This window comes from Alishewanella agri BL06, from assembly GCF_000272005.1.
Classification (GTDB): domain Bacteria; phylum Pseudomonadota; class Gammaproteobacteria; order Enterobacterales; family Alteromonadaceae; genus Alishewanella; species Alishewanella agri.
In genome coordinates this window covers 51032-71571 of record NZ_AKKU01000011.1, presented here as the reverse complement: position 1 = coordinate 71571, position 20540 = coordinate 51032, and the positions used below count along the sequence as shown (strand labels likewise).

Here is a 20540-nt window from a genome sequence, read left to right as displayed (position 1 = left end):
ATGATTCCTGAATTAGGGCAGCTGACGCTGACGTTTGCCTTTGCGCTGTCGTTACTGCTGGGTGTAGTGCCATTAGTTGGCAGTTTTACCGCTAACGAGCGGGCACTGCTGGTCGCTAAGCCTTTAGCCGTGGGTAATTTTGTCTTTACGCTGCTCGCGTTTATCGCGCTGTGCTGGGCGTTTTATCACGATGACTTTACCGTGGTAAACGTTGCTACCAACTCCAGCTCTATCTTACCCTGGTACTACAAACTCACTGCTACCTGGGGCTCACATGAGGGCTCTATGCTTATGTGGGTGATGATTCTGGCAGCCTGGACCGCGCTGGTGGCACAATTTTCCAAGGGCCTGCCTTTGCTGATGCAAGGCCGGATCCTCGGCATTATGGGTCTGATTAACGTTGGCTTTATCGCCTTTTCGCTGTTTATGTCGAATCCGTTTGAGCGCAGCCTGCCGTTTTATCCGGTAGAGGGTAATGATCTTAACCCACTGCTGCAGGACTTTGGCATGATCATTCACCCGCCGCTGCTGTATATGGGCTACGTGGGTTTTGCGGTGTCTTTTGCCTTCGCCATTGCGGCATTAATTGGTGGCAAATTTGACAGCACCTGGGCGCGTTGGGCCAGACCCTGGACCTTAGCAGCCTGGATGTTCCTGACGCTGGGCATTATGCTCGGCAGCTGGTGGGCCTATAAAGAGTTGGGCTGGGGCGGCTGGTGGTTTTGGGACCCGGTCGAAAACGCTTCCTTTATGCCCTGGCTGGTGGGTACAGCGCTGATCCACAGTCTGGCGGTTACTGAAAAACGCGGTACCTTTAAATCCTGGACCGTATTGCTGGCGCTGGGCGCCTTTTCTCTTAGCTTACTTGGTGCCTTTTTAGTGCGCTCCGGCGTGCTGGTATCGGTGCATTCGTTTGCCGCCGATCCGGAGCGCGGTGTCTTTCTGCTGATTTTCCTGCTGATTGTCATTGGTGGTTCCTTATTACTCTATGCCAGCCGCATGCATTCGGTGCGCAGTCAGGCACGTTATGAGCTGTTCTCCCGCGAAGTGATGCTGTGGGGTAATAATGTGTTTTTACTGACGGCAACCCTTGTTGTCCTGCTGGGTACACTGTTTCCACTGGTACATAAAGAGCTCGGTTTAGGTTCGATTTCTATTGGTGAGCCGTTCTTTAACCAGATGTTTTATTACCTGAATATTCCTTTTGCGTTGTTACTGGGTTTAGGCCCCTGGGTGCGCTGGAAGCAGCAAAAGGCGGCGCCGTTGTTAAAACCCCTCAGCATGGTGGCGGTATTTAGCCTGATCCTGGCCCTGGGTACTCTGGCGGCCACCCAAAGTGTAACAGCGAATCTGGCATTACTGGGGTTATTACTCGGTGCCTGGGTTGGCTTGTCGGCCTTGTTGGAAATTTACCAGCGGCTGCAGCAATTTGGTTCACTGTCTAAAGGTATCGCCAAACTACAGGCCTCGCACTATGGCATGACGCTGGCCCATATCGGTTTTGCGGTGCTGGTGGTCGGTGTAGCGATGACGCTGACCTACAGTGAAGAGCGCGATGTACGGATGGAAATAGGCGATCGGGTGGTGCTGGCCGGTTATGAGTTTGAGCTGCAGGATGTTTACAAGCTGAACGGCCCGAACTATGGCGGCGAGGCGGCAGAGCTGGATGTGCGTACTGTTGATGGCCGCTATGTCACGCATTTACATGCCGAGAAGCGCGAATATAAAATCCAGCGCATGGTAATGACCGAGGCCGCAGTACATGCCCGCTTAAGCCGCGATTTATATGTCTCGCTGGGCGAGGCCTTACCTGGCAACGCCTGGGCGATTCGGGTTTATGTGAAGCCTTTTGTGCGCTGGATCTGGTTAGGCGGCTTGCTGATGTCACTGGGTGCACTGATCGCGCTGCTGGATAAACGCTATCGTCGCCCAACCACCGCGGTGGAGGTGCGACATGCGTAAAGGCTTGTTCTATATTCCGCTAGTGCTGTTTTTAGGCTTGTCGCTGTTTTTATTAAGCGGCCTGTTTTCCGATCCGCGCGAGCGCGATTCCGCCATTATCGGTAAACCACTACCTGCCTTTAGCCTGCCGGATTTAATGAACCCACAGCAGCAGTGGACGCCGGAAAGTTTAAAAGGCGAGACCTTCTTGCTGAATGTCTGGGGTATCTGGTGCCCAACCTGTAATGCCGAGCTGGGGTATATGAGCCAGCTGCGCAACGAGCAGGGTGTGCGAATTATTGGTCTGTACTATGTGTTACCCGAAGACCCGATGTTTGGCGAAGTATTTGATTTAGCGACCCTACAAAAGGATGTGCAAAGCCGACTACAAAGTTTTGGCGATCCTTATCAGTTTAACATTCTGGATCGCAACCGCCGGTTGTCGATGGATTTAGGCGTAAGTGGCGCGCCGGAGCATTTTATTGTTGATGCCGATGGCATAGTGCGGGCCCATCATATCGGTGATATTAACCCCCAGGTTTGGCGCAGCAAACTGGCGCCAATTTATCAACAGTGGGCGGCTAAACCATGAAGCCTTTAATTGCATTGCTATTGCTGGTCAGTTTTAGTGTGTTGGCCGATGGCAACAAAGAGCTGCTGACCTTTGAAAGTGAAGAGCAGCGCCGGCTCTACGCCCAGTTAACTGCGGAGCTACGCTGCCCGCAGTGTCAAAATCAGAATATCGCCGACTCTAATGCGGTGGTCGCCGTGGATATGCGCGAAAAAACCCACGAATTGGTGCAGCAGGGCTACAGCCGGCAACAAGTACTGGATTATATGATTGACCGTTATGGCAACTTCGTCCATTACCAGCCGCCATTAAACCGCATAACAATCTGGCTCTGGTTATTGCCAGCCCTGGTGCTGCTGGCGCTTTTCCTGTTCCAGCTTAAACGCCGCGCTGGTCAGACCGCACTCCGGTACCGGTCTGACCAGTCAGCAGAGCCTGCACCGTCAGCAGCTAAGGCGGAGCTAGAGCAGCAGCTGGATAACATTATCGATCGCTATCGGAGTAATAAACCATGATCTGGCATCTTGTCGCCGGCGCACTCGCCATGTTGGCGCTAAGTGCCATCTTTATCTGCTGGCCACGCCGTGCCAGTGCGCAAAATAATCAAACGCCGGCTCAGCTATTTGAAGAACGTCTGCAGTTGTTGGTATTAGCCCGTGATGCCGGTGAGCTGGCAGAACAGGACTTTGCCAGTGCGGCTTCAGAACTGAAACAACAGTTTCTGGAGCAGGAGCAGCAAGCCGTGCGTTATCAGCAACCCCGGCATAAGGCATTATTTCATTTAAGTTTAGTGTTAGTGGCCGCTGTAATCGTGGCGTTAACCTATAGTCAGAATGGCCATTATCGCCAGTTGACTGATTGGGAGTATGCCCAGCAAAATCTGCCGGCTTTTGGTCAACGCGCCTTATTAGGTGAAGGTGCGCCAATGGAAGAGCGCGACATGCAGTTATTCTCATTGGCGCTACGCACTAAACTGGCGAATGAGGGCGATGATGCTGTGGCCTGGATGCTGCTGGGGCGGGTTTGGATGACGCTGGGGATGCTGGAAGAGGCAATTGAGTCGTTCGAGCGGGCGTTAAAGCTGATGCCAGAGCGCACACCTTTACTGATCAGCTACAGCCAGGCCTTGATTATGCTTGGTGGTGACTTAAACCTGGCGAAGGCCGGGCAAAGTGTGGCGCAGGTATTAATGCGCGAGCCGGAAAATATCGATGCGGTTTCGCTGATGGCGTTAATTGCCTATGAACGCGGTGATAATGAGCAGGCCATAGCAGCCTGGCAACTGCTGGCAGAGCGCCTTGACGCGGATGATCCGCGGCTGGAGGTGGTAAATGAGCGGCTGGCCGAATTAACTGCCCGCTTAGCACCAACGCCAGCTGACGCAATGGACGGGCGGCAGATCCAGCTTGAACTTGAAGTGGCTGCAGAGCTGGCGGCGGCACACCCGGATGCGATGATCCTGGTATTCGCCCGCGCAGTTGGTGGCCCCCCGATCCCGCTGGCGGCGAAACGGATCCCGATGCAAGCCGGTAAATTGACGGTACAATTAACCACGGCGGATGCGATGCAGCAGGGCTGGGATCTGAATCAGGCAGACCAAATTGAAGTGGTGGCACGCATGACTGTTTCCGGCACGGTAGAGCGCTCGGACGCCGATGTGGAAGTGAACTCGGCGGCACTGCGTTTTGACCAACCTGCAATTCGACTTGCCTTAACATTGGAAGATTAGAATGAGCGCTTTGAATACATTTCGTCTTATTAGCAGAGCCGCTACGCTGGTACTATCGCTGGCATTTCTGGCTGGTTGTGCCAGCTCTGAGCAAGCGAAACAGCAGGCTGCAGAGTCTAATGCTGTGCCGCCGCCAGTTTATGATGATCCGCGCGATCCCTGGGAGCGGGTCAACCGGCCACTGTGGGATTTTAACTACGATGTGCTGGATGCCTACGTACTGCGCCCGGTAACCGTCGGCTATATGACGGTGGTACCCAAGCCTGTGCGCAAAGGTTTGATTAATGTCGTCGACAACCTGGGCGAGCCAGCCAGCTTTTTAAATAGTATTTTGCAGGCAAAACCAGAAAAAGCTGCGGTGAGTGCCGGCCGGTTTCTGGTCAACAGCACCGTGGGTATAGTCGGCTTGTTTGATGTAGCCAGTAAAATGGGGATGGAGCCGGCAGACGAAGACTTTAACCAGACGCTTGCGGTGTGGGGCGTTGGCGATGGTCCTTATTTGATGGTGCCTGCCCGCGGCCCTACCACCATTCGTGGCACGGCAGGTGGTATTGTCGATAACCTGTATTTCCCGCTAGGGTTACTGAATACGCCGCTAACCCTGACCCGCGCTGCCATTATGGCGCTGGATGCCCGCGAGCAGCTGATGCAAGTCGAAAATATGTTGAACGATTCACTGGACCCGTACTCCTTTGTTAAAGAAGGCTACTTCCAACGGCAACAATTTAAAATTTACGACGGCAATCCACCGCCACCGGAAGAAACCCTGGACGATGACACCCTCGATTTCCTCGACGAAATCGAATAACTTATCCACATATCCACACGTCTCCGGTACCGGACCGACCAGTTTATCCACACGTCTCCGGTACCGGTCTGACCTCTGACCGGTACCGGAGACGAAAAAAAGAGGGACAAAATGATTAAAGTTCTAAGCGTGTTTGGCACCCGGCCTGAAGCTATCAAAATGGCACCGCTGGTTAATCAGCTGAAGCAGGATGCCGCTTTCGACAGCCGGGTTTGTGTTACCGGTCAGCACCGGGAAATGTTAGATCAGGTCCTAAAGTTATTTGATATCAAACCCGAATACGATCTGGCAATTATGAAGCCCGGTCAGGATCTGTATGATGTTACAACCAGTATCCTACTGAATATCAAACCGGTTTTACGTGAGTTCCAGCCTGATATCGTGTTAGTACATGGCGATACCAGTACGACCTTTGCAGCTGCGCTCGCCTGCTATTACGAAAAAATTGCCGTCGGCCATGTCGAAGCCGGTTTACGTACCGGTAATATTTACAGCCCCTGGCCGGAAGAAGCGAATCGCAAGCTAACTGGCGCCTTAACCCGCTGGCATTTCGCACCCACTCAAACCTCCGCTGATAATTTATTGGCTGAACGGGTTCCGGCAGAGCAGATCGTTATTACCGGTAATACGGTGATTGATGCACTACTGCAGGTAGTTGCGAAAATCGAAAATAACAGCGCATTGAACCAGCAATTTGCAACGCAATTTCCCTACGGCCAGCACGATCGGCGGATGATTTTAGTTACCGGTCATCGCCGTGAAAGCTTTGGTGGTGGTTTTGAGCAGATCTGCGCCGCTTTGTCAGAAATTGCTAAAACCTATCCGGATTGCGATATCGTCTACCCGGTGCATCTGAACCCGAACGTAAAAGAGCCGGTTTATCGCTTGTTGAGCGATGTTTCTAACGTGCACCTGATCCCGCCGCAAGATTATCTGCCTTTCGTTTATCTGATGAATCGCAGCTATTTGGTGTTAACGGATTCTGGTGGTATTCAGGAAGAAGCCCCGTCATTGGGTAAACCGGTATTAGTGATGCGGGATACTACTGAGCGGCCGGAAGCGGTTGCTGCGGGCACCGTGAAGCTGGTCGGCACCGATAAGGCAAAAATTGTCAGCGAAGTAACTAAATTACTGACCGACAAAGCCTATTACGAAAGCATGAGCTTTGCCCATAACCCCTATGGCGATGGTAAAGCCTGTTCCCGTATCCTCGATACCCTGCGCCAACTAAGCTTAAGCTAACCCTCAAAGTTATCCACACGTCTCCGGTACCGGTCTGACATCTGAGCTCCGACCGGTACCGGAGACGTGTGGATAAGTTTTGGCCATCTGGATGGAAATATCTTATTCCAAAACAACATTATCGTTTTTAAACTGTTCTGGTAAGCTGTTGTAATCAGTTTGATTATCTGGAGTTACCATGGCAGCCCAGCGCCTTAGCCATTTAAAAGCCCTCGAAAACGAGTCGATTCAAATTTTTCGTGAAGTGGTGGCCGAGTTTGAAAACCCGGTAATGCTGTATTCAGTCGGTAAAGATTCCTCAGTGTTGCTGCACCTGGCCCGTAAAGCGTTTTACCCCGGCAAAATTCCGTTTCCTTTGTTGCATGTCGATACCACCTGGAAATTCAAAGAGATGATTGCCTTTCGCGATCGGATGGCAAAAGAGCACGGCTTTGAACTATTGGTGCATATCAACCCGGATGGTCTGGCAATGAACGTCGGGCCTTTTAGCCATGGCAGCGCCAAACATACCGATATTATGAAAACCCAGAGCTTAAAACAGGCGCTGGATAAATATAAGTTCGATGCGGCCTTTGGTGGCGCGCGGCGTGATGAAGAAAAATCCCGTGCCAAGGAGCGGGTCTATTCGTTCCGCGACCGTAACCACCGCTGGGACCCAAAGAATCAGCGTCCGGAGCTGTGGAATATCTACAACGGCCGGGTGGATAAAGGCGAGAGTATCCGGGTGTTTCCGTTGTCGAACTGGACTGAGCTGGATATCTGGCAATACATTTATCTGGAAAATATCGACATCCCAGAGCTGTACTTTGCCAAAGCGCGGCCGGTGGTCGAGCGCGATGGTACCTTGATTATGGTCGATGATGAGCGGATGCCGCTAAAAGACGGTGAAGTGCCACAAATGAAGCAAGTCCGTTTCAGAACGCTGGGCTGTTATCCGTTAACCGGTGCGGTGGAATCGAGAGCAGCGACCTTGCCGGAGATTATTCAGGAAATGTTGCTGACGAAAACCTCAGAGCGGCAGGGGCGGGTTATCGACCACGATAGCAGTGGCTCGATGGAAAAGAAGAAAATGGAGGGGTATTTCTGATGAGCCACGTTTCAGCGTTAATTGAACAGGATATCCTGGCCTACTTAAAGCAGCATGAAAACAAGCAGTTGCTGCGCTTTATTACCTGCGGCAGTGTCGATGATGGTAAAAGCACGCTGATTGGCCGCTTGCTGCATGACAGCAAAATGATTTTTGAGGACCAGCTGGCGGCGATTACCGAGGATAGTAAAAAAGTCGGCACCCAGGGCAATAAAGTCGATTTGGCGTTGCTGGTCGATGGCTTGCAATCTGAGCGCGAGCAGGGCATTACCATTGATGTGGCGTACCGCTATTTCTCCACCGACAAGCGCAAGTTTATTATTGCTGATACGCCGGGCCATGAGCAGTACACCCGCAATATGGCTACCGGTGCTTCGACCTGTGATTTGGCGATTATTCTGATTGATGCACGCAAGGGCGTACAAACGCAGACCCGGCGTCACAGCTTTATTTGCTCCTTGCTGGGCATTAAGCATGTCATCGTGGCGATTAATAAAATGGATTTGGTCGATTACTCGCAAAGCCGCTATAAGGAAATTCAGGAAGACTACCTGAAACTGGCCGGTGCTTTGGATATCCCGGATATCCGCTTTGTGCCCATTTCGGCGCTCGAGGGCGATAACGTGGTCAATCCCAGCGAGAAACTGAGCTGGTTCCGTGGTTCAACGCTGATGCAGTATTTAGAGAATATCGACATCAGCCCGGTTGCCAATGAAGATTTTCGTTTCCCGGTACAGCTGGTCAGCCGGCCGAACTCGGATTTTCGTGGCTTTCAGGGCACTATCGCCTCGGGCAGTGTCGCGATAGGCGATGCGGTGCGGGTGTTGCCATCTGGCACGGTTTCCACCGTAAAAGAGATTGTTACCTTTGACGGCAACCTTGACGCCGCTTATGCCGGCCAGGCGGTCACGCTGACACTCAACGATGAAGTGGATATCAGCCGCGGTAATATGTTGGTGAAAAAAGATGCCTTGCCACATGTGTCATCGCGCTTACGGGCCAGGCTGATTTGGATGCATGAGAACGCCATGAAGCCAGAGCGGCAGTACTACATTAAGTTTGCCTGCAAAACCACCTCCGGCGAGATTGAAAAGCTGCATCACCGTATTGATGTGAATACGTTGGCTGAGAAAAATGCGGAAGTGCTGGCGATGAACGAAATTGGTCTGGTGGATGTAAAACTGACCGAGCCGATGGCATTTGATGCGTACAGCAAAAATAAGCAAACCGGTGCCTTCATTATTATCGACCGCTTAAGCAACCTGACGCTGGGGGCGGGGATGATTGAGGCGCCGTTAGTAGCCGAGGTTGCTCCGGAAGAAGAGATTACTGGCTTAAGTGAGTTCGAGAAAGAGCTTATATTATTGCTGCGTAAGCACTTCCCTCAGCTGAGTAAACACTAAGATGCTAAGCAGTGCACTGCTGATGGTGTTACTGCTGGGGCTGTTGCTGGTCGCGTTAATACGCTTTCAGCAACATGCTACCGAGGTGTTCGGTGCCGCCATTTTAGTCATGCTGGCCAGCGGCTTTATTGGTACTAACGAGCTGCTACGCAATGCCGCTAACCCCGGCCTGGCAACGCTGGTGCTGTTGGTGCTGATATCCTACGCCCTGGAAAAAACCAGCCTGCTACGCCGCTTATCGGGTTATCTGTTTACCGATTCAGTCCAAGGCTCAGTGCTGCGCACTGTTGGTTTCTCAGCCTTGGCATCGTCAGTGTTAAATAACACGGCGGTGGTAGCCGCTATGCTCAACGCGGTGTTATCAAATAAAAAGGTGTCGCCGTCTAAACTCCTGATCCCATTATCTTATGCCGCTATTATGGGCGGCACCTTAACCCTGATCGGCACCTCAACTAACCTGATTGTGCATTCGATGCTTACCGAAAAAGGTGAGCCGGGTTTTGCCTTTTTTGACTTTACGCTAATTGGCCTTGGCGTAGTGATCGCCGGTGGTGTGGTGCTGTTAGTCTGCAGTCGCTGTTTGCCGGATGCGGCGCTAAACCGGGAAAAAATTACCGAGTATCTGTTAGAGGCCAAGCTCAGTAATGATTCGCCTTTGATAGGAAAAACGGTCGAAGAAGCCGGATTACGTAATCTTGATGAGCTGTTTTTAGCTGAGATCGTGCGTGGTAGCCAGTTAGTCCGCCCGGTCGCCCGCTATCATCTGCTAGAAGCCGGCGATAAGCTTATCTTCAGCGGTAATGTGCAAAAAGTGCAAAGCTTAAAGCAATTTCCGGGACTGCAGTTATTCGCCGAGGAGAATGGCCTGGCAACACAACAACTGACTGAAGTGATTATCAAAGAAGACTCAGCTCTGATCGGCCAGAGCTTAAAAGATACCGGCTTTCGGGCACGCTTTGATGCAGCCGTTGTTGCGCTGCGCCGTGAAGGGGGCAGGGTAAGTGGCAAGCTCGGCGACGTTGAGCTCAAAGCCGGTGATTTTTTGCTGCTGGCAACCGGCCCGGATTTCGCTGGGCGACAAAACCTCAGTAAAAACTTCTATGTGTTATCAGGAATAAAGCCGGATCACATGTTAAGCGGCTGGCGGGAGAAGCTGACCTGGTGGGGCTTTGCGGCGATGATCGCCGTCAGTGTGCTAACCGATATTTCGCTATTAGGTGCCAGTATCTTTTTACTTGCGGTGCTGCTGTTCAGCGGTTGCTTATCGGTAAATGAAATTAAACGCCGCTTTCCGGTAGAAATCTGGTTGATTGTCTGTGGCGCGCTGAGTATTGCCACTGCAATGAACACGACGGGGCTTTCGGCGCTTATCAGTCAGTTTGCCAGCGAGGCGCTGGCTGGGCAGTCGCCATTGTTAACCTTTATCGGCATTATGCTGCTCACTTACGCCCTAACCGAAGTCATCACCAATAATGCAGCCGCCGCTCTGATGTTCCCCATTGCCTTTAGCTTGGCCGAAGGCCTGGGAATCAATACCATGCCAATGGTAATGGGGGTTGCCTTTGCTGCATCCGCCAGCTTTATTACGCCGTATGGCTATCAAACTAACCTGATGGTGTTTAACGCCGGCAACTATCAGCTGAAACACTTCGTAAAAGTCGGTGCGCCTGTCGCCGCCACCTACTTGCTGGTCAGCATTCTGCTAATCCCACTGGTTTTCCCCTTCTAACTTATCCACACGTCTCCGGTACCGGTCTGACCACTTTATCCACATGTCTCCGGTACCGGCTAGACCTCGTACCACTCATGGCTCGATTTGCAATCAGCTAATTCATCATCTATTTTAAAATTTATTTAACATAAGGTTAATATAATGGCTCGCAAACCGCGTTGTTTCGTAAGTGGAATGCCCTATCATATTGTTAATCGGGGGCATAATCGTATGCCTTGCTTCGGCTGTGAGGCCGACAAAGCAATGTTTTTCAGTATCTTATGTAATAAATTACAAGAGTTTTCGGTGAAACTTCATGCCTTTGTGCTGATGTCTAATCATTATCATTTGCTGGTTACGCCGGAGGATGGGGCGGAAGTACCACATTTTATGCAGTGCCTGGGGCGGAAGTTTGCTGGCTATTTCAATACAACTAAAGCACGCAGCGGCACGGTATGGGATGGTAAATATTTCGCCAGTGTCATCGAAAGTGACTACTATCTACTCGCCTGTTATCGCTACATCGAACTCAATCCAGTGCGCGCTGGCCTGGTTAGTTCGCCCGGTGGATATCATTGGTCAAGCTTTCACAGTAATGCTTGTGGTATGAAGTCGAATATTCTTGAGCCTCACCGCACCTATCAGGCATTGGGTGATACCACTTTTAACCGATTGAAAGCTTATCGTGAGTTGTTCACTCAACCGATCAGCGAGCAAGAACTCAGTGCTATTCGAAGTGCATTATCGAAAAATCGAGTCAGCCCGATTGTTTCGAAACTCGTCGGACCGGTACCGGAGACATGTGGATAAGTTCTTCTTCAAGAGTGTTTGCTTAATTCTTGCGATGATTTAAAGTAACTGCATAAAAAACGACGTCAAGGATCGAGCATGCTTTTACCCGTTATTATGGCCGGTGGCACTGGTAGCCGCTTATGGCCTTTATCCCGTGAGTTAATGCCAAAGCAGTTTCTTAAACTGTGTGGCGACACTACCATGTTGCAAGCCACGGTACAGCGTTTACAGGGCTTAGAGTTTGAAACACCTCTAGTCATCTGTAACGAAGAGCACCGTTTCATTGCCGCCGAACAGTTGCGACAGATTGACAGGCTAAACCATAACATTATTCTTGAGCCTGTGGGGCGTAATACCGCACCAGCTATTGCCCTAGCTGCACTTACCGCTATTAGACAAGGGCAAGATCCGCTATTGCTTGTTCTTGCGGCAGACCACGTAATTCAAGACAGTGAAACCTTTCATCAGGCGATAGCAAAGGCGACTACCCTGGCGCAGGCCGATCAGCTGGTTACGTTTGGCATAGTCCCAACAGCGGCTGAAACGGGCTATGGCTATATTCGTCGCGGGGTAGCAACTTCCCCGACAGATCAAGCTTTTAGCGTGGCAGAATTTGTTGAGAAACCCGGTTTAACAACAGCTCAGCAGTATTTAGAGAGTGGCGAGTATTACTGGAATAGCGGAATGTTTATGTTTAAAGCCAGTGTTTACTTGGCTGAGCTTAAACAATTCCGACCAGAAATCTTAGCTGCATGCGAGGCGGCTATCTCTAATGTTGAGCCAGATCTTGATTTTATCCGGGTAGATAAAGAAGCCTTTTCAGCGTGCGTCGCAGACTCAATCGACTACGCTGTCATGGAAAAAACAACTAAGGCAGTGGTAGTGCCAATGGCTGCTGGCTGGAGCGACGTTGGCTCCTGGTCTTCGCTCTGGGAGATCAGTAGCAAAGACCAAGCGCACAATGTTCATCTGGGGCAGGTGTTTCAGCATAATTCTCAACACAATTATGTCTATGCCGAAACCGGTATTGTAGCAACAGTGGGGCTGCAGAACACCGTTGTCATCCAAACAAAAGATGCTGTATTAGTTGCAGCCAAAGATAAGGTGCAAGATGTAAAAAACATCGTGCAACAACTTAAAGCCGCAGGCCGTAGTGAGCATTATATCCACCGTGAGGTATACAGACCCTGGGGCAAATACGATAGTATTGACAATGGCAGCCGCTATCAGGTTAAACATATTAGCGTGAAGCCAGGCGAAAAATTGTCTATTCAAATGCATCATCACCGGGCTGAACACTGGATAGTAGTGCACGGCACAGCGAGAGTCACTATTAATGAGCATGAGCAGTTGCTCACTGAAAACCAGTCGGTGTACATACCTATCGGCGCAGTGCATTCGCTGGAAAACCCAGGGAAAATACCGCTTGAACTTATTGAAGTTCAATCCGGCGCCTACTTAGGCGAAGACGATATCGTCCGTTTCTCCGATCGCTACGGCCGCAGCTAACTTATCCACACGTCTCCGGTACCGGTCAGAGGTCATACCGGTACCGGAGTGCTGTGGATAACTGAGGGGTTATGAGTAGAAAACTAAGTGATATTATACATTGCAGTGGTATCGCCTTTGGCACCAGCGGCGCGCGGGGGCTGGTAAAAGACTTTTCGCCAACAGTGTGTTCTGCCTTTACTCAAAGCTTTTTACAGACAATGGCGAGGCGTTACTCATTCTCTGCAGTGGCTATCGGTATCGACAACCGCCCAAGTAGCCCGGTTATGGCGCAACATTGTGCAGCTATGGCTCAGGCGATGGGTTTAGCTGTTCATTATTACGGTGTGTTACCGACACCGGCATTAGCATTGCAGGCGGCTAAAGAGCAGATACCTGCGATTATGATTACCGGTAGTCATATTCCATTCGACCGTAATGGTATTAAATTCTATCGGCCCGATGGCGAAATCAGTAAAGCGGATGAGCAAAGTATTCTCAGCTGTGCTGACACGCTGCTGCATACCATGCCAAGCACACTTACTGCCGATGGCAAAGCGGCGCATGCCTATTTGCAACGATATCGGGAAATCTGCCCGGTAAACTGCCTCAAAGGTAAACATATCGGCATTTACGAACACTCCAGTGCCGGGCGCGACCTGTATCATCAACTACTTACTGAGCTTGGTGCTAAGGTTACCCGGCTGGAGCGTACCGATCACTTTGTCCCCATCGATACCGAAGCAGTCTCAGAAGCTGACCAACAAAAAGCCCGGAAATGGGCAACAACTTATCGGTTTGATGCTATTTTTTCAACTGACGGCGATGGTGACCGGCCACTTATTGCTGATGAAAACGGTAATTGGCTGCGTGGGGATACGGTTGGCTTGCTCACCGCCAAAGCGCTGAAAATACAGGCTTTGGCCGTACCGATAAATGCCAATAGTGCCATCGATTTGTGCGGTAATTTTACTGAGGTACAGCGCACCCGGATAGGCTCGCCTTATGTTATTGAGGGCATGCAGCTATTACAGCGTCAATATGCCAGCGTAGCGGGCTTCGAGGCAAATGGGGGATTTTTACTGGCGTCTGACATCAAAGTAAACAGCCACGAGCTATCGGCATTACCCACCCGTGATGCTTTACTCCCTTTTATCGCTATTATGCTGCTCGCTGAAGGTAAACCATTATCAGCTCTGAGTCGGGAGTTGCCACAACGCTTTACTGCCAGTGAACGCATCCAAAATGTTCCGGCGGAACTAAGCCAAAAGCTGCTGGCTATCGCGGCGTCTCAGCCTGAACTTATTTTGCAGCAATTGGGAATGACAGACACAACCACGCAAGATATCGATCAAACTGACGGTGTTCGTCTTACCCTGAATAATGGCCATATTCTGCATTTCAGAGCCTCAGGCAATGCACCTGAACTTAGAATTTACAGCGAAGCTGATACCGATATCACTGCCAAACATCTGGCACATCTTGGCACCAAAATAAAACTCAACTAACTTATCCACACGTCTCCGGTACCGGTCAGAGGTCCTACCGGTACCGGAGTGCTGTGGATAAGTGTGGGGAACTAGCCGAAGATGCCGCGGGTATCAATGACGACTTTGGTGGTTACATCGTTAATGTGCAATGCTTTGAACTGACGATGATCAACCAGCACCACCAGCACATTGGCGCGCTCTAAGGCTTTTGGCAGGGTAGTCAGCTTATCATTGTGCTGGCTTAAGCGTTTTGGTAAAGCCTTGATATTAGGCTCCACCAACAGAATTTCACCAACATTGTCATTGATCAAATGCTCAGCGATATCCAGCGCCGGGCTCTCGCGCAAGTCATCAATATCCGCTTTAAACGCCAAACCCAAACAAGCAATTACCGGGCGTTTAAATTGATCTGCCGCTTCTTTCACCTTGTTGATAACATAATGCGGCTTACTGTCGTTAATTTCACGCGCGGTACGAATCATCCGCGCCAGCGCAGGTGCTGAGTCGACAATAAACCAAGGGTCAACCGCAATACAGTGGCCGCCCACACCAGGGCCTGGGCTGAGGATATTTACCCGAGGGTGGCGGTTCGCCAGCTTAATCAGTTCCCAAACGTTAATTTTTAACTCATCACAAATCAGCGATAGCTCGTTAGCGAAGGCGATATTAACATCACGAAAGGCGTTTTCAGTTAACTTCGCCATCTCGGCAGTGCGCGCATTGGTACGCAAGCATTCGCCACGCACAAACAGCTGGTATAAGCCCATCGCTTTTTCGGCACAGCGATCGGTAATACCACCGATAATCCGGTCGTTACTTACCAGTTCCTGTAATACCCGGCCAGGCAGCACTCGCTCCGGGCAGTGGGCGATAAACACATCAGCACTGTCAGAAGGGTCCAGCGGTACTTTTAAATCCGGGCGAAGTTCCGACAGCCATTGGGCGATTTGCTCAGTGGTACCAACCGGCGAAGTCGACTCCAGAATAATTAAATTCCCCTTTTCGATAACAGGCGCAATATTCTCCAGCGCCGAGCGGATATAACTTAAATCCGGCGCTTTATCATCTTTAAAGGGCGTAGGTACGGCAATCATAAAGGCCTGGGCCGGCTCCGGAGTTAACGAGGCCCGCAGCTTACCCGTGGTTACCGCGGCCTGTACCAGCATATCTAAATCTGGTTCGATGATATGAATTTTGCCCTGGTTAATGGTATTAACCGCATGCTCAGACACATCGATACCTACCACCTCAACGCCGCGTGAAGCGATAACCGCTGCAGTAGGTAAACCGATATAACCCAGGCCGATGACAGAAACTTTTGCAAAAGAAGACAGCATTATCCGATCCTTATAACGCTAGAGAAGTGATATAACCATCATAAAGCCGCGAAAATGAATATACAATTTACCAACCAAAATTCTCTTCACCGCTACCGTCTCCGGTACCGGTCGGAGGTCTGACTGGAGCCGGAGACGTATAGCTATGAAAGTATTGTTATTAGGCGCCAATGGCCAGCTAGGCCAGGCGCTAAAAGCCGAAGCGGCTGGGTTTCCTGCATTAGCGCTTATCAGCACCGGGCGCAGCGAAGTTGATATTTGTGATACTGCCAGTATCAGGCAAGCCATTACGCGCTACCAACCACAGGTTATCATTAATTGCGCTGCCTATACTGCAGTAGATAAAGCCGAAGCCGAGCCGGCACAAGCCTACCGCATCAACTGCGATGGCGTGGCGAACCTTGCAGCGCAAGCCGCCCTGTACAATATCGTGTTGCTGCACATCAGTACAGATTATGTTTTCTCCGGTGAGCAGGCGCATCCGTATACCGAGCAAGATAGCCCAGCACCCAAGTCAGTTTACGGCGCCAGTAAATTGGCCGGCGAACAAGCGCTGCTGCAAAGTGGCTGCAAAGGGGCGATTATCCGCACCAGCTGGCTCTATTCGGAATTTGGCAGCAATTTTGTAAAAACCATGCTTAGGCTAGGCCAATGCCGAAAACCGCTCAAAGTGGTTGCCGACCAGTATGGTAGCCCAACCTATGCCAGCGATCTGGCTGCCGCGCTATTACAAATGGCGGCAGCCGCAAAGCAGCCCCTATTTAACCCGCCACAGCTTTGGCATTACGCCAATAACGGCATTACCAGCTGGTACGATTTTGCCTGCGCCATTTTCCACGATGCCGGGCTTGAATGTCAGGTCGAACCCATTCAAACTAGCGCCTATCCAACTGCCGCTAGCCGGCCAGCCTTTAGCGCCTTGGCCAGTGGTAAAATTCAGCAGCACTTTAATACACCAGTGCCATCCTGGCGCGACAGTTTAAAGCCGGCGCTAACCCGGCTGCAAAGCCCAGCCTCACATAAAGTAACAGATTAAAAATAAGGTAATATGGCAAAAGTTATTTTTGTAACAGGTGGCGCGGGTTTTATTGGCTCAGCCCTGCTAAGACACCTATTTCAGGCAACCGACTACACCCTGGTTAACATCGATAAGCTAACCTATGCCGCAGATTTGGCTGCGTTATCCGACATCGAGGCCTCGCCCCGCTATTATTTTTCACAAACCGATATTTGTGACCGTGCCGCTCTAGACAGCTTATTTCAGCAATTTCAGCCAGCTGCCGTTATGCATTTGGCCGCAGAAAGCCATGTCGACCGCTCCATTACTGGCCCGGCAGACTTTATCAATACCAATATCATCGGAACCTACACCTTATTGGAAGCGAGTAGGGCATACCTGCAGCAAGCCCCAGCCGCAGTTAACGCCAATTTTCGGTTTCAGCATATCTCCACCGATGAAGTATTTGGCGACCTGGCCGGTAGTAACGATCTTTTTACTGAAAGCACACCCTATGCTCCCAGCAGCCCCTATTCGGCCAGCAAGGCCGCCAGCGATCATCTGGTACGGGCCTGGCATCGCACTTACAACTTACCAATTTTGATCACCAACTGCTCTAATAACTACGGCCCTTATCAAAACCGCGAAAAACTGATCCCGCTTATGATCAGCAAAGCCCTGGCAGGTGAACCTATGCCGGTATACGGCAACGGCGAACAAATTCGCGACTGGCTATTTGTAGAAGATCACGCCCGAGCGCTGCTTACCGTTTTGACCAAAGGCAAAGTAGGGCAAACCTACAACATCGGCGGCCACAACGAAATCAAAAACATCGACGTAGTAAAAGCCATCTGCGCACTACTGGACGAACTCGCCCCAAAGCAACATTCAACATTCAACACTAAACATTCAACATTAATCACCCATGTAGCCGATCGCCCCGGCCACGACCAACGCTACGCCATCGACGCCAGTAAAATACATCGCGAGCTAGGCTGGCAGCCGCAAGAAAGCTTTGCCAGCGGCCTGCGAAAAACGGTAATCTGGTACCTGCAAAACAGGCTCGACCTCTGACCGGTGTCCGACACCAGTGGATAAGTCGCACATTTTATACACAGGTGTCGAAGACGTGTGGATAACTACATTATAAATCTGAGCTGCAATGAAGATTCTTGAAACCTCCTTACCCGGCTGCCTGCTACTTAGCCAAACCCAATACCGCGACCAGCGCGGATATTTCCAAGAGTTATATGTGCAGCAGCGCTACGAGGAGCTGGGTATAACCGAGGCTTTGGTTCAGGACAACTTGTCACACTCAACCAGGGGAGTAATCAGAGGGATGCATTTTCAGCGGCAACAGCCGCAAGGCAAGCTAGTTACCGTATTACAAGGCCGCATTTACGATGTCATGGTCGATATCCGACCAAATTCTCCCACCTATGGCCAGTGGCAGGGTATCATCCTTAGTGCCGACAACCCGCAACAGCTCTGGATCCCTGCAGGATTTGCGCACGGCTTTCAGGCACTCGACAGCACCAACCTAGTGTTTTACAAAACCAGCAGCTATTACAATCCTTCGGACGAAGGCGTGTTCCAGCCGTTTGACCCCAAACTCAACATAAGTTGGCCATTACAAGACGCTATCCTGTCAGAAAAAGATAGCCAAGCCCCGAATGCTGATTGGTAATAATTAAAAATGCAATATATTATCCACATGTCTCCGGTACCGGTCTGACATCTGACCTCCGACCGGTACCGGAGACGTGTGGATAACTCAAAACTTGTAACCCCTACAGCGGTTTGGTAGCATTGCCGCGGGTAATACGCCCGTACAGGATGTTTATGTAAGATGCGAGTTTTATCAAAAGCAGTTTTGGCAACCTTGGGTTTAAGTTTGGCTCCGGGGCTGCAAGCCACACCATGGGTAAAAACAGACGACCAATTTTTGCAGCAAAGTATTCATCTATTGGCGAATTCTGGCCATATCAATACACCAGTAAATACCTGGCCAATAATGTGGCAGCCGATATTAGAAGACCTCGCCGCCATTGATACGCAGCTTCTCAATGATGCTCAACTCCATGCCTATTTACGAATAAAATCTGCCGCCGCTTTTGCAAAACAAGACCAAATAAAAAGTTTAGCTGTGGCAGCCAGCGAAAATGCTCAGGGTCAAAGAAGCTTTGGCAATCAATATCAGCAAGAAGCAATGATTAGTGTCGGCGCAGAACTAAAAGATAATAACTGGACTACCGGCATCTATAAACAATTCAATCATAACGCTTACGATGCTAACAGTTTTTCCAGCAACGACTCAAGTTGGGACGGTAGCTATGGTGCATATACTGCCGGTAATTGGGTAATGATGGCCGCTATTCATCAACAGTGGTGGGGGCCGGCTATTCACAGTAGTTTTAATTTTAACAACCAGCAACGCCCGGCAAAAAGCTTACAAATAAGTCGTCTTAATCCGAATTTACCACTGCACCAACGCCTAAGTTCACTTGGCGCCGTACAGTTTAATTTGCAATATGGTGAATTTGCCGGCACGGCTCCAACCCGTCATGCAACCTATCTGGCCAGCCGAATTGGCTTAAAACCACTAGCTGATTTAGAAGTTGGGATAACTGGTCGAAAATTGCAGCCTAAGCTTGACCAGCAAAGCATGCAGGAACCCTTTTTTGACCAGCTACCAACAGAAAATATAACTACCCTTGGTTTGGATTTACGATATCACCTGAACATCCAAACCGCGCTTTATGCTGAGTTCTCCAGCCAGCGAAGTGAGAAAAAGGCAACCGGTTGGCTAACCGGCGCACAGTATCATTTAGGTAATCAGTTTGTATTACTGCGTTTTTTCACTGAGTACCAATATATTTCTGCTGACTACAGCCAATGGTTATTTATCCAGCCTGGCCAGTTACAAGCCGCACTTAAAAGCGAATGGGTCGCTGGCGTACAAATTACTACACCGTCGGGTGAAAGTGGCTACCTTAAGTTCAGTAAAGGTACCTCGCAACAAAATGTTGCTCTGCAAGAACAATTAGTTGATCCTGCTGCTATACAAGCCGGATACCAACGACCCTTGCTAAAAGGCTTAGTTAGTATCGACTACCAGTTACAGCGTGCTAAACAGGAGAGTGGCAGTACAGAATTTGATCATGCGGTTGGCGCCCGATGGGAATGGCGCTGGTGATGGTGATAAAATCAGCGGTTAGTTGGTTGGTCGGATGAAACAATTGACGTCCTGCGCTGTTCAGCTTTACCATCTACGCCAGCATTAAGGAAGTAGTACTCTATGGACAGTTGGTATCTATTATATAGCAAATCCCGGCAAGAGCAGCGCGCCCAGCAACATCTCGCTAACCAGGGGTTTGAAAGCTTTGCACCGCATATCTTGGTGAAGAAACTTCGTGCCGGTAAAACAGTGGAGATAAATGAACCGCTGTTCCCTCGATATATTTTTTTGAAATGCCCAAAAGCCCTGAACTTGTCTACCATTCGAAGTACGCGTGGCGTTGCGGGCTTAGTTCGTTTTGGTGATACACTTGCCCGCGTGCCATCAGCATTGGTGCATAACTTATTACAGCAGCAAATTGTTTTGCAACAGCAAACACCAACACAGCCGTTTCAACCCGGCGATACGTTAGAAATTCTTAATGGTCCCTTCGCTAGTTTAAACGCAGTGTTTCAGCAAGCAGATGGGGAGCAGCGCAGTATCATTCTGCTAAATTTCCTGGGGCAGCAGTTGCAGCTCAGCTTTGAAAATAAAGACTTAAACAAAAACAGCTGAAAGCTGGCGCTAACCAGGTTAATGCCAGCGTTAAAATAGTAAAATCGAAGGGAGAGTTAAGGTATACTCCCGCTGGAAAATATAACAGTCAGTACTGGGGCGCTCAACTCAGGGGCGGTAGCATACCTAAAGGCTGTAAATGCATAATCAA

The 20540-nt window shown here is 50.3% G+C and carries 18 protein-coding genes; 17 read left to right on the top strand and 1 reads right to left on the bottom strand.

Features of this window, described 5'->3' with window-relative positions; all coding sequences use genetic code 11:
* From AGRI_RS04845 to AGRI_RS04790, 12 genes are all read left to right on the top strand, one after another.
* Positions 1 to 1962 carry a heme lyase CcmF/NrfE family subunit gene (locus AGRI_RS04845; protein WP_008983883.1) on the top strand — a complete coding sequence of 654 codons (1962 nt, stop codon included), beginning with the start codon at positions 1 to 3 and terminating at the stop codon, positions 1960 to 1962.
* Entirely contained in the window at positions 1955 to 2533 is a 579-nt protein-coding gene (locus AGRI_RS04840; protein ID WP_008983882.1) for a redoxin family protein, read from the top strand. The genes AGRI_RS04845 and AGRI_RS04840 overlap by 8 nt, the downstream gene beginning before the upstream one ends.
* Positions 2530 to 3027, top strand: coding sequence for a cytochrome c-type biogenesis protein (locus tag AGRI_RS04835; protein WP_008983881.1), 498 nt, complete (start codon positions 2530 to 2532; stop codon positions 3025 to 3027). Before AGRI_RS04840 ends, AGRI_RS04835 begins: the two co-directional genes overlap by 4 nt.
* Positions 3024 to 4241, top strand: coding sequence for a c-type cytochrome biogenesis protein CcmI (gene ccmI, locus AGRI_RS04830; RefSeq protein WP_008983880.1), 1218 nt, complete (start codon positions 3024 to 3026; stop codon positions 4239 to 4241). Before AGRI_RS04835 ends, ccmI begins: the two co-directional genes overlap by 4 nt.
* A gap of 1 nt (position 4242) precedes the next feature.
* Positions 4243 to 5049, top strand: a complete 807-nt coding sequence (locus AGRI_RS04825) for an MlaA family lipoprotein (protein ID WP_008983879.1) — start codon at positions 4243 to 4245, stop codon at positions 5047 to 5049.
* Between the two features lie 111 nt (positions 5050 to 5160).
* Complete coding sequence (wecB, locus tag AGRI_RS04820; RefSeq protein ID WP_008983878.1) at positions 5161 to 6291, top strand: non-hydrolyzing UDP-N-acetylglucosamine 2-epimerase; 1131 nt, start codon at positions 5161 to 5163, stop codon at positions 6289 to 6291.
* 178 nt (positions 6292 to 6469) lie between these two features.
* Complete coding sequence (gene cysD / locus AGRI_RS04815) at positions 6470 to 7378, top strand: sulfate adenylyltransferase subunit CysD (protein WP_008983877.1); 909 nt, start codon at positions 6470 to 6472, stop codon at positions 7376 to 7378.
* A complete protein-coding gene (gene cysN, locus AGRI_RS04810; protein WP_008983876.1) occupies positions 7378 to 8781 on the top strand; it encodes a sulfate adenylyltransferase subunit CysN in 1404 nt (467 codons plus the stop codon). Before cysD ends, cysN begins: the two co-directional genes overlap by 1 nt.
* 1 nt (position 8782) lies before the next feature.
* Entirely contained in the window at positions 8783 to 10510 is a 1728-nt protein-coding gene (locus AGRI_RS04805) for an SLC13 family permease (protein ID WP_008983875.1), read from the top strand.
* A 144-nt stretch (positions 10511 to 10654) separates the two neighbouring features.
* Entirely contained in the window at positions 10655 to 11302 is a 648-nt protein-coding gene (locus AGRI_RS04800; protein WP_050979280.1) for a transposase, read from the top strand.
* Between the two features lie 78 nt (positions 11303 to 11380).
* Entirely contained in the window at positions 11381 to 12793 is a 1413-nt protein-coding gene (locus AGRI_RS04795; protein ID WP_008983873.1) for a mannose-1-phosphate guanylyltransferase/mannose-6-phosphate isomerase, read from the top strand.
* Positions 12794 to 12864: 71 nt separating this feature from the next.
* Positions 12865 to 14280 (top strand): phosphomannomutase, encoded by a 1416-nt coding sequence (locus tag AGRI_RS04790; RefSeq protein ID WP_008983872.1) that lies wholly within the window; start codon positions 12865 to 12867, stop codon positions 14278 to 14280.
* Between the two features lie 71 nt (positions 14281 to 14351).
* On the opposite strand, the gene wecC is transcribed toward AGRI_RS04790, so the two are convergent.
* Positions 14352 to 15599 (bottom strand): UDP-N-acetyl-D-mannosamine dehydrogenase, encoded by a 1248-nt coding sequence (gene wecC / locus AGRI_RS04785; RefSeq protein ID WP_008983871.1) that lies wholly within the window; start codon positions 15597 to 15599, stop codon positions 14352 to 14354.
* Positions 15600 to 15744: 145 nt separating this feature from the next.
* Between wecC and rfbD the strand changes: the two genes are divergently transcribed.
* The 5 genes from rfbD (at position 15745) to rfaH (ending at position 20389) form a co-directional block, all read left to right on the top strand.
* Positions 15745 to 16635, top strand: a complete 891-nt coding sequence (rfbD, locus tag AGRI_RS04780; protein WP_008983870.1) for a dTDP-4-dehydrorhamnose reductase — start codon at positions 15745 to 15747, stop codon at positions 16633 to 16635.
* 12 nt (positions 16636 to 16647) lie between these two features.
* A complete protein-coding gene (gene rfbB, locus AGRI_RS04775; protein ID WP_008983869.1) occupies positions 16648 to 17670 on the top strand; it encodes a dTDP-glucose 4,6-dehydratase in 1023 nt (340 codons plus the stop codon).
* Between the two features lie 88 nt (positions 17671 to 17758).
* On the top strand, positions 17759 to 18283 hold the full coding sequence (rfbC, locus tag AGRI_RS04770) for a dTDP-4-dehydrorhamnose 3,5-epimerase (RefSeq protein WP_008983868.1): 525 nt from the start codon (positions 17759 to 17761) through the stop codon (positions 18281 to 18283).
* Positions 18284 to 18445: 162 nt separating this feature from the next.
* Positions 18446 to 19792: a capsule assembly Wzi family protein gene (locus tag AGRI_RS04765; RefSeq protein ID WP_008983867.1), complete on the top strand. Its 1347-nt coding sequence runs from the start codon at positions 18446 to 18448 to the stop codon at positions 19790 to 19792.
* A 102-nt stretch (positions 19793 to 19894) separates the two neighbouring features.
* Positions 19895 to 20389 carry a transcription/translation regulatory transformer protein RfaH gene (gene rfaH / locus AGRI_RS04760; RefSeq protein WP_008983866.1) on the top strand — a complete coding sequence of 165 codons (495 nt, stop codon included), beginning with the start codon at positions 19895 to 19897 and terminating at the stop codon, positions 20387 to 20389.
* The last annotated feature ends 151 nt before the right edge of the window (positions 20390 to 20540 follow it).

Bases quoted from the DNA above. Each gene is read 5' to 3' on its own strand.
- AGRI_RS04845 (WP_008983883.1), top strand. From the start codon at position 1: ATGATTCCTGAATTAGGGCAGCTGACGCTGACGTTTGCCTTTGCGCTG.
- AGRI_RS04840 (WP_008983882.1), top strand. From the start codon at position 1,955: ATGCGTAAAGGCTTGTTCTATATTCCGCTAGTGCTGTTTTTAGGCTTG.
- AGRI_RS04835 (WP_008983881.1), top strand. From the start codon at position 2,530: ATGAAGCCTTTAATTGCATTGCTATTGCTGGTCAGTTTTAGTGTGTTG.
- ccmI (WP_008983880.1), top strand. From the start codon at position 3,024: ATGATCTGGCATCTTGTCGCCGGCGCACTCGCCATGTTGGCGCTAAGT.
- AGRI_RS04825 (WP_008983879.1), top strand. From the start codon at position 4,243: ATGAGCGCTTTGAATACATTTCGTCTTATTAGCAGAGCCGCTACGCTG.
- wecB (WP_008983878.1), top strand. From the start codon at position 5,161: ATGATTAAAGTTCTAAGCGTGTTTGGCACCCGGCCTGAAGCTATCAAA.
- cysD (WP_008983877.1), top strand. From the start codon at position 6,470: ATGGCAGCCCAGCGCCTTAGCCATTTAAAAGCCCTCGAAAACGAGTCG.
- cysN (WP_008983876.1), top strand. From the start codon at position 7,378: ATGAGCCACGTTTCAGCGTTAATTGAACAGGATATCCTGGCCTACTTA.
- AGRI_RS04805 (WP_008983875.1), top strand. From the start codon at position 8,783: ATGCTAAGCAGTGCACTGCTGATGGTGTTACTGCTGGGGCTGTTGCTG.
- AGRI_RS04800 (WP_050979280.1), top strand. From the start codon at position 10,655: ATGGCTCGCAAACCGCGTTGTTTCGTAAGTGGAATGCCCTATCATATT.
- AGRI_RS04795 (WP_008983873.1), top strand. From the start codon at position 11,381: ATGCTTTTACCCGTTATTATGGCCGGTGGCACTGGTAGCCGCTTATGG.
- AGRI_RS04790 (WP_008983872.1), top strand. From the start codon at position 12,865: ATGAGTAGAAAACTAAGTGATATTATACATTGCAGTGGTATCGCCTTT.
- wecC (WP_008983871.1), bottom strand. From the start codon at position 15,599: ATGCTGTCTTCTTTTGCAAAAGTTTCTGTCATCGGCCTGGGTTATATC.
- rfbD (WP_008983870.1), top strand. From the start codon at position 15,745: ATGAAAGTATTGTTATTAGGCGCCAATGGCCAGCTAGGCCAGGCGCTA.
- rfbB (WP_008983869.1), top strand. From the start codon at position 16,648: ATGGCAAAAGTTATTTTTGTAACAGGTGGCGCGGGTTTTATTGGCTCA.
- rfbC (WP_008983868.1), top strand. From the start codon at position 17,759: ATGAAGATTCTTGAAACCTCCTTACCCGGCTGCCTGCTACTTAGCCAA.
- AGRI_RS04765 (WP_008983867.1), top strand. From the start codon at position 18,446: ATGCGAGTTTTATCAAAAGCAGTTTTGGCAACCTTGGGTTTAAGTTTG.
- rfaH (WP_008983866.1), top strand. From the start codon at position 19,895: ATGGACAGTTGGTATCTATTATATAGCAAATCCCGGCAAGAGCAGCGC.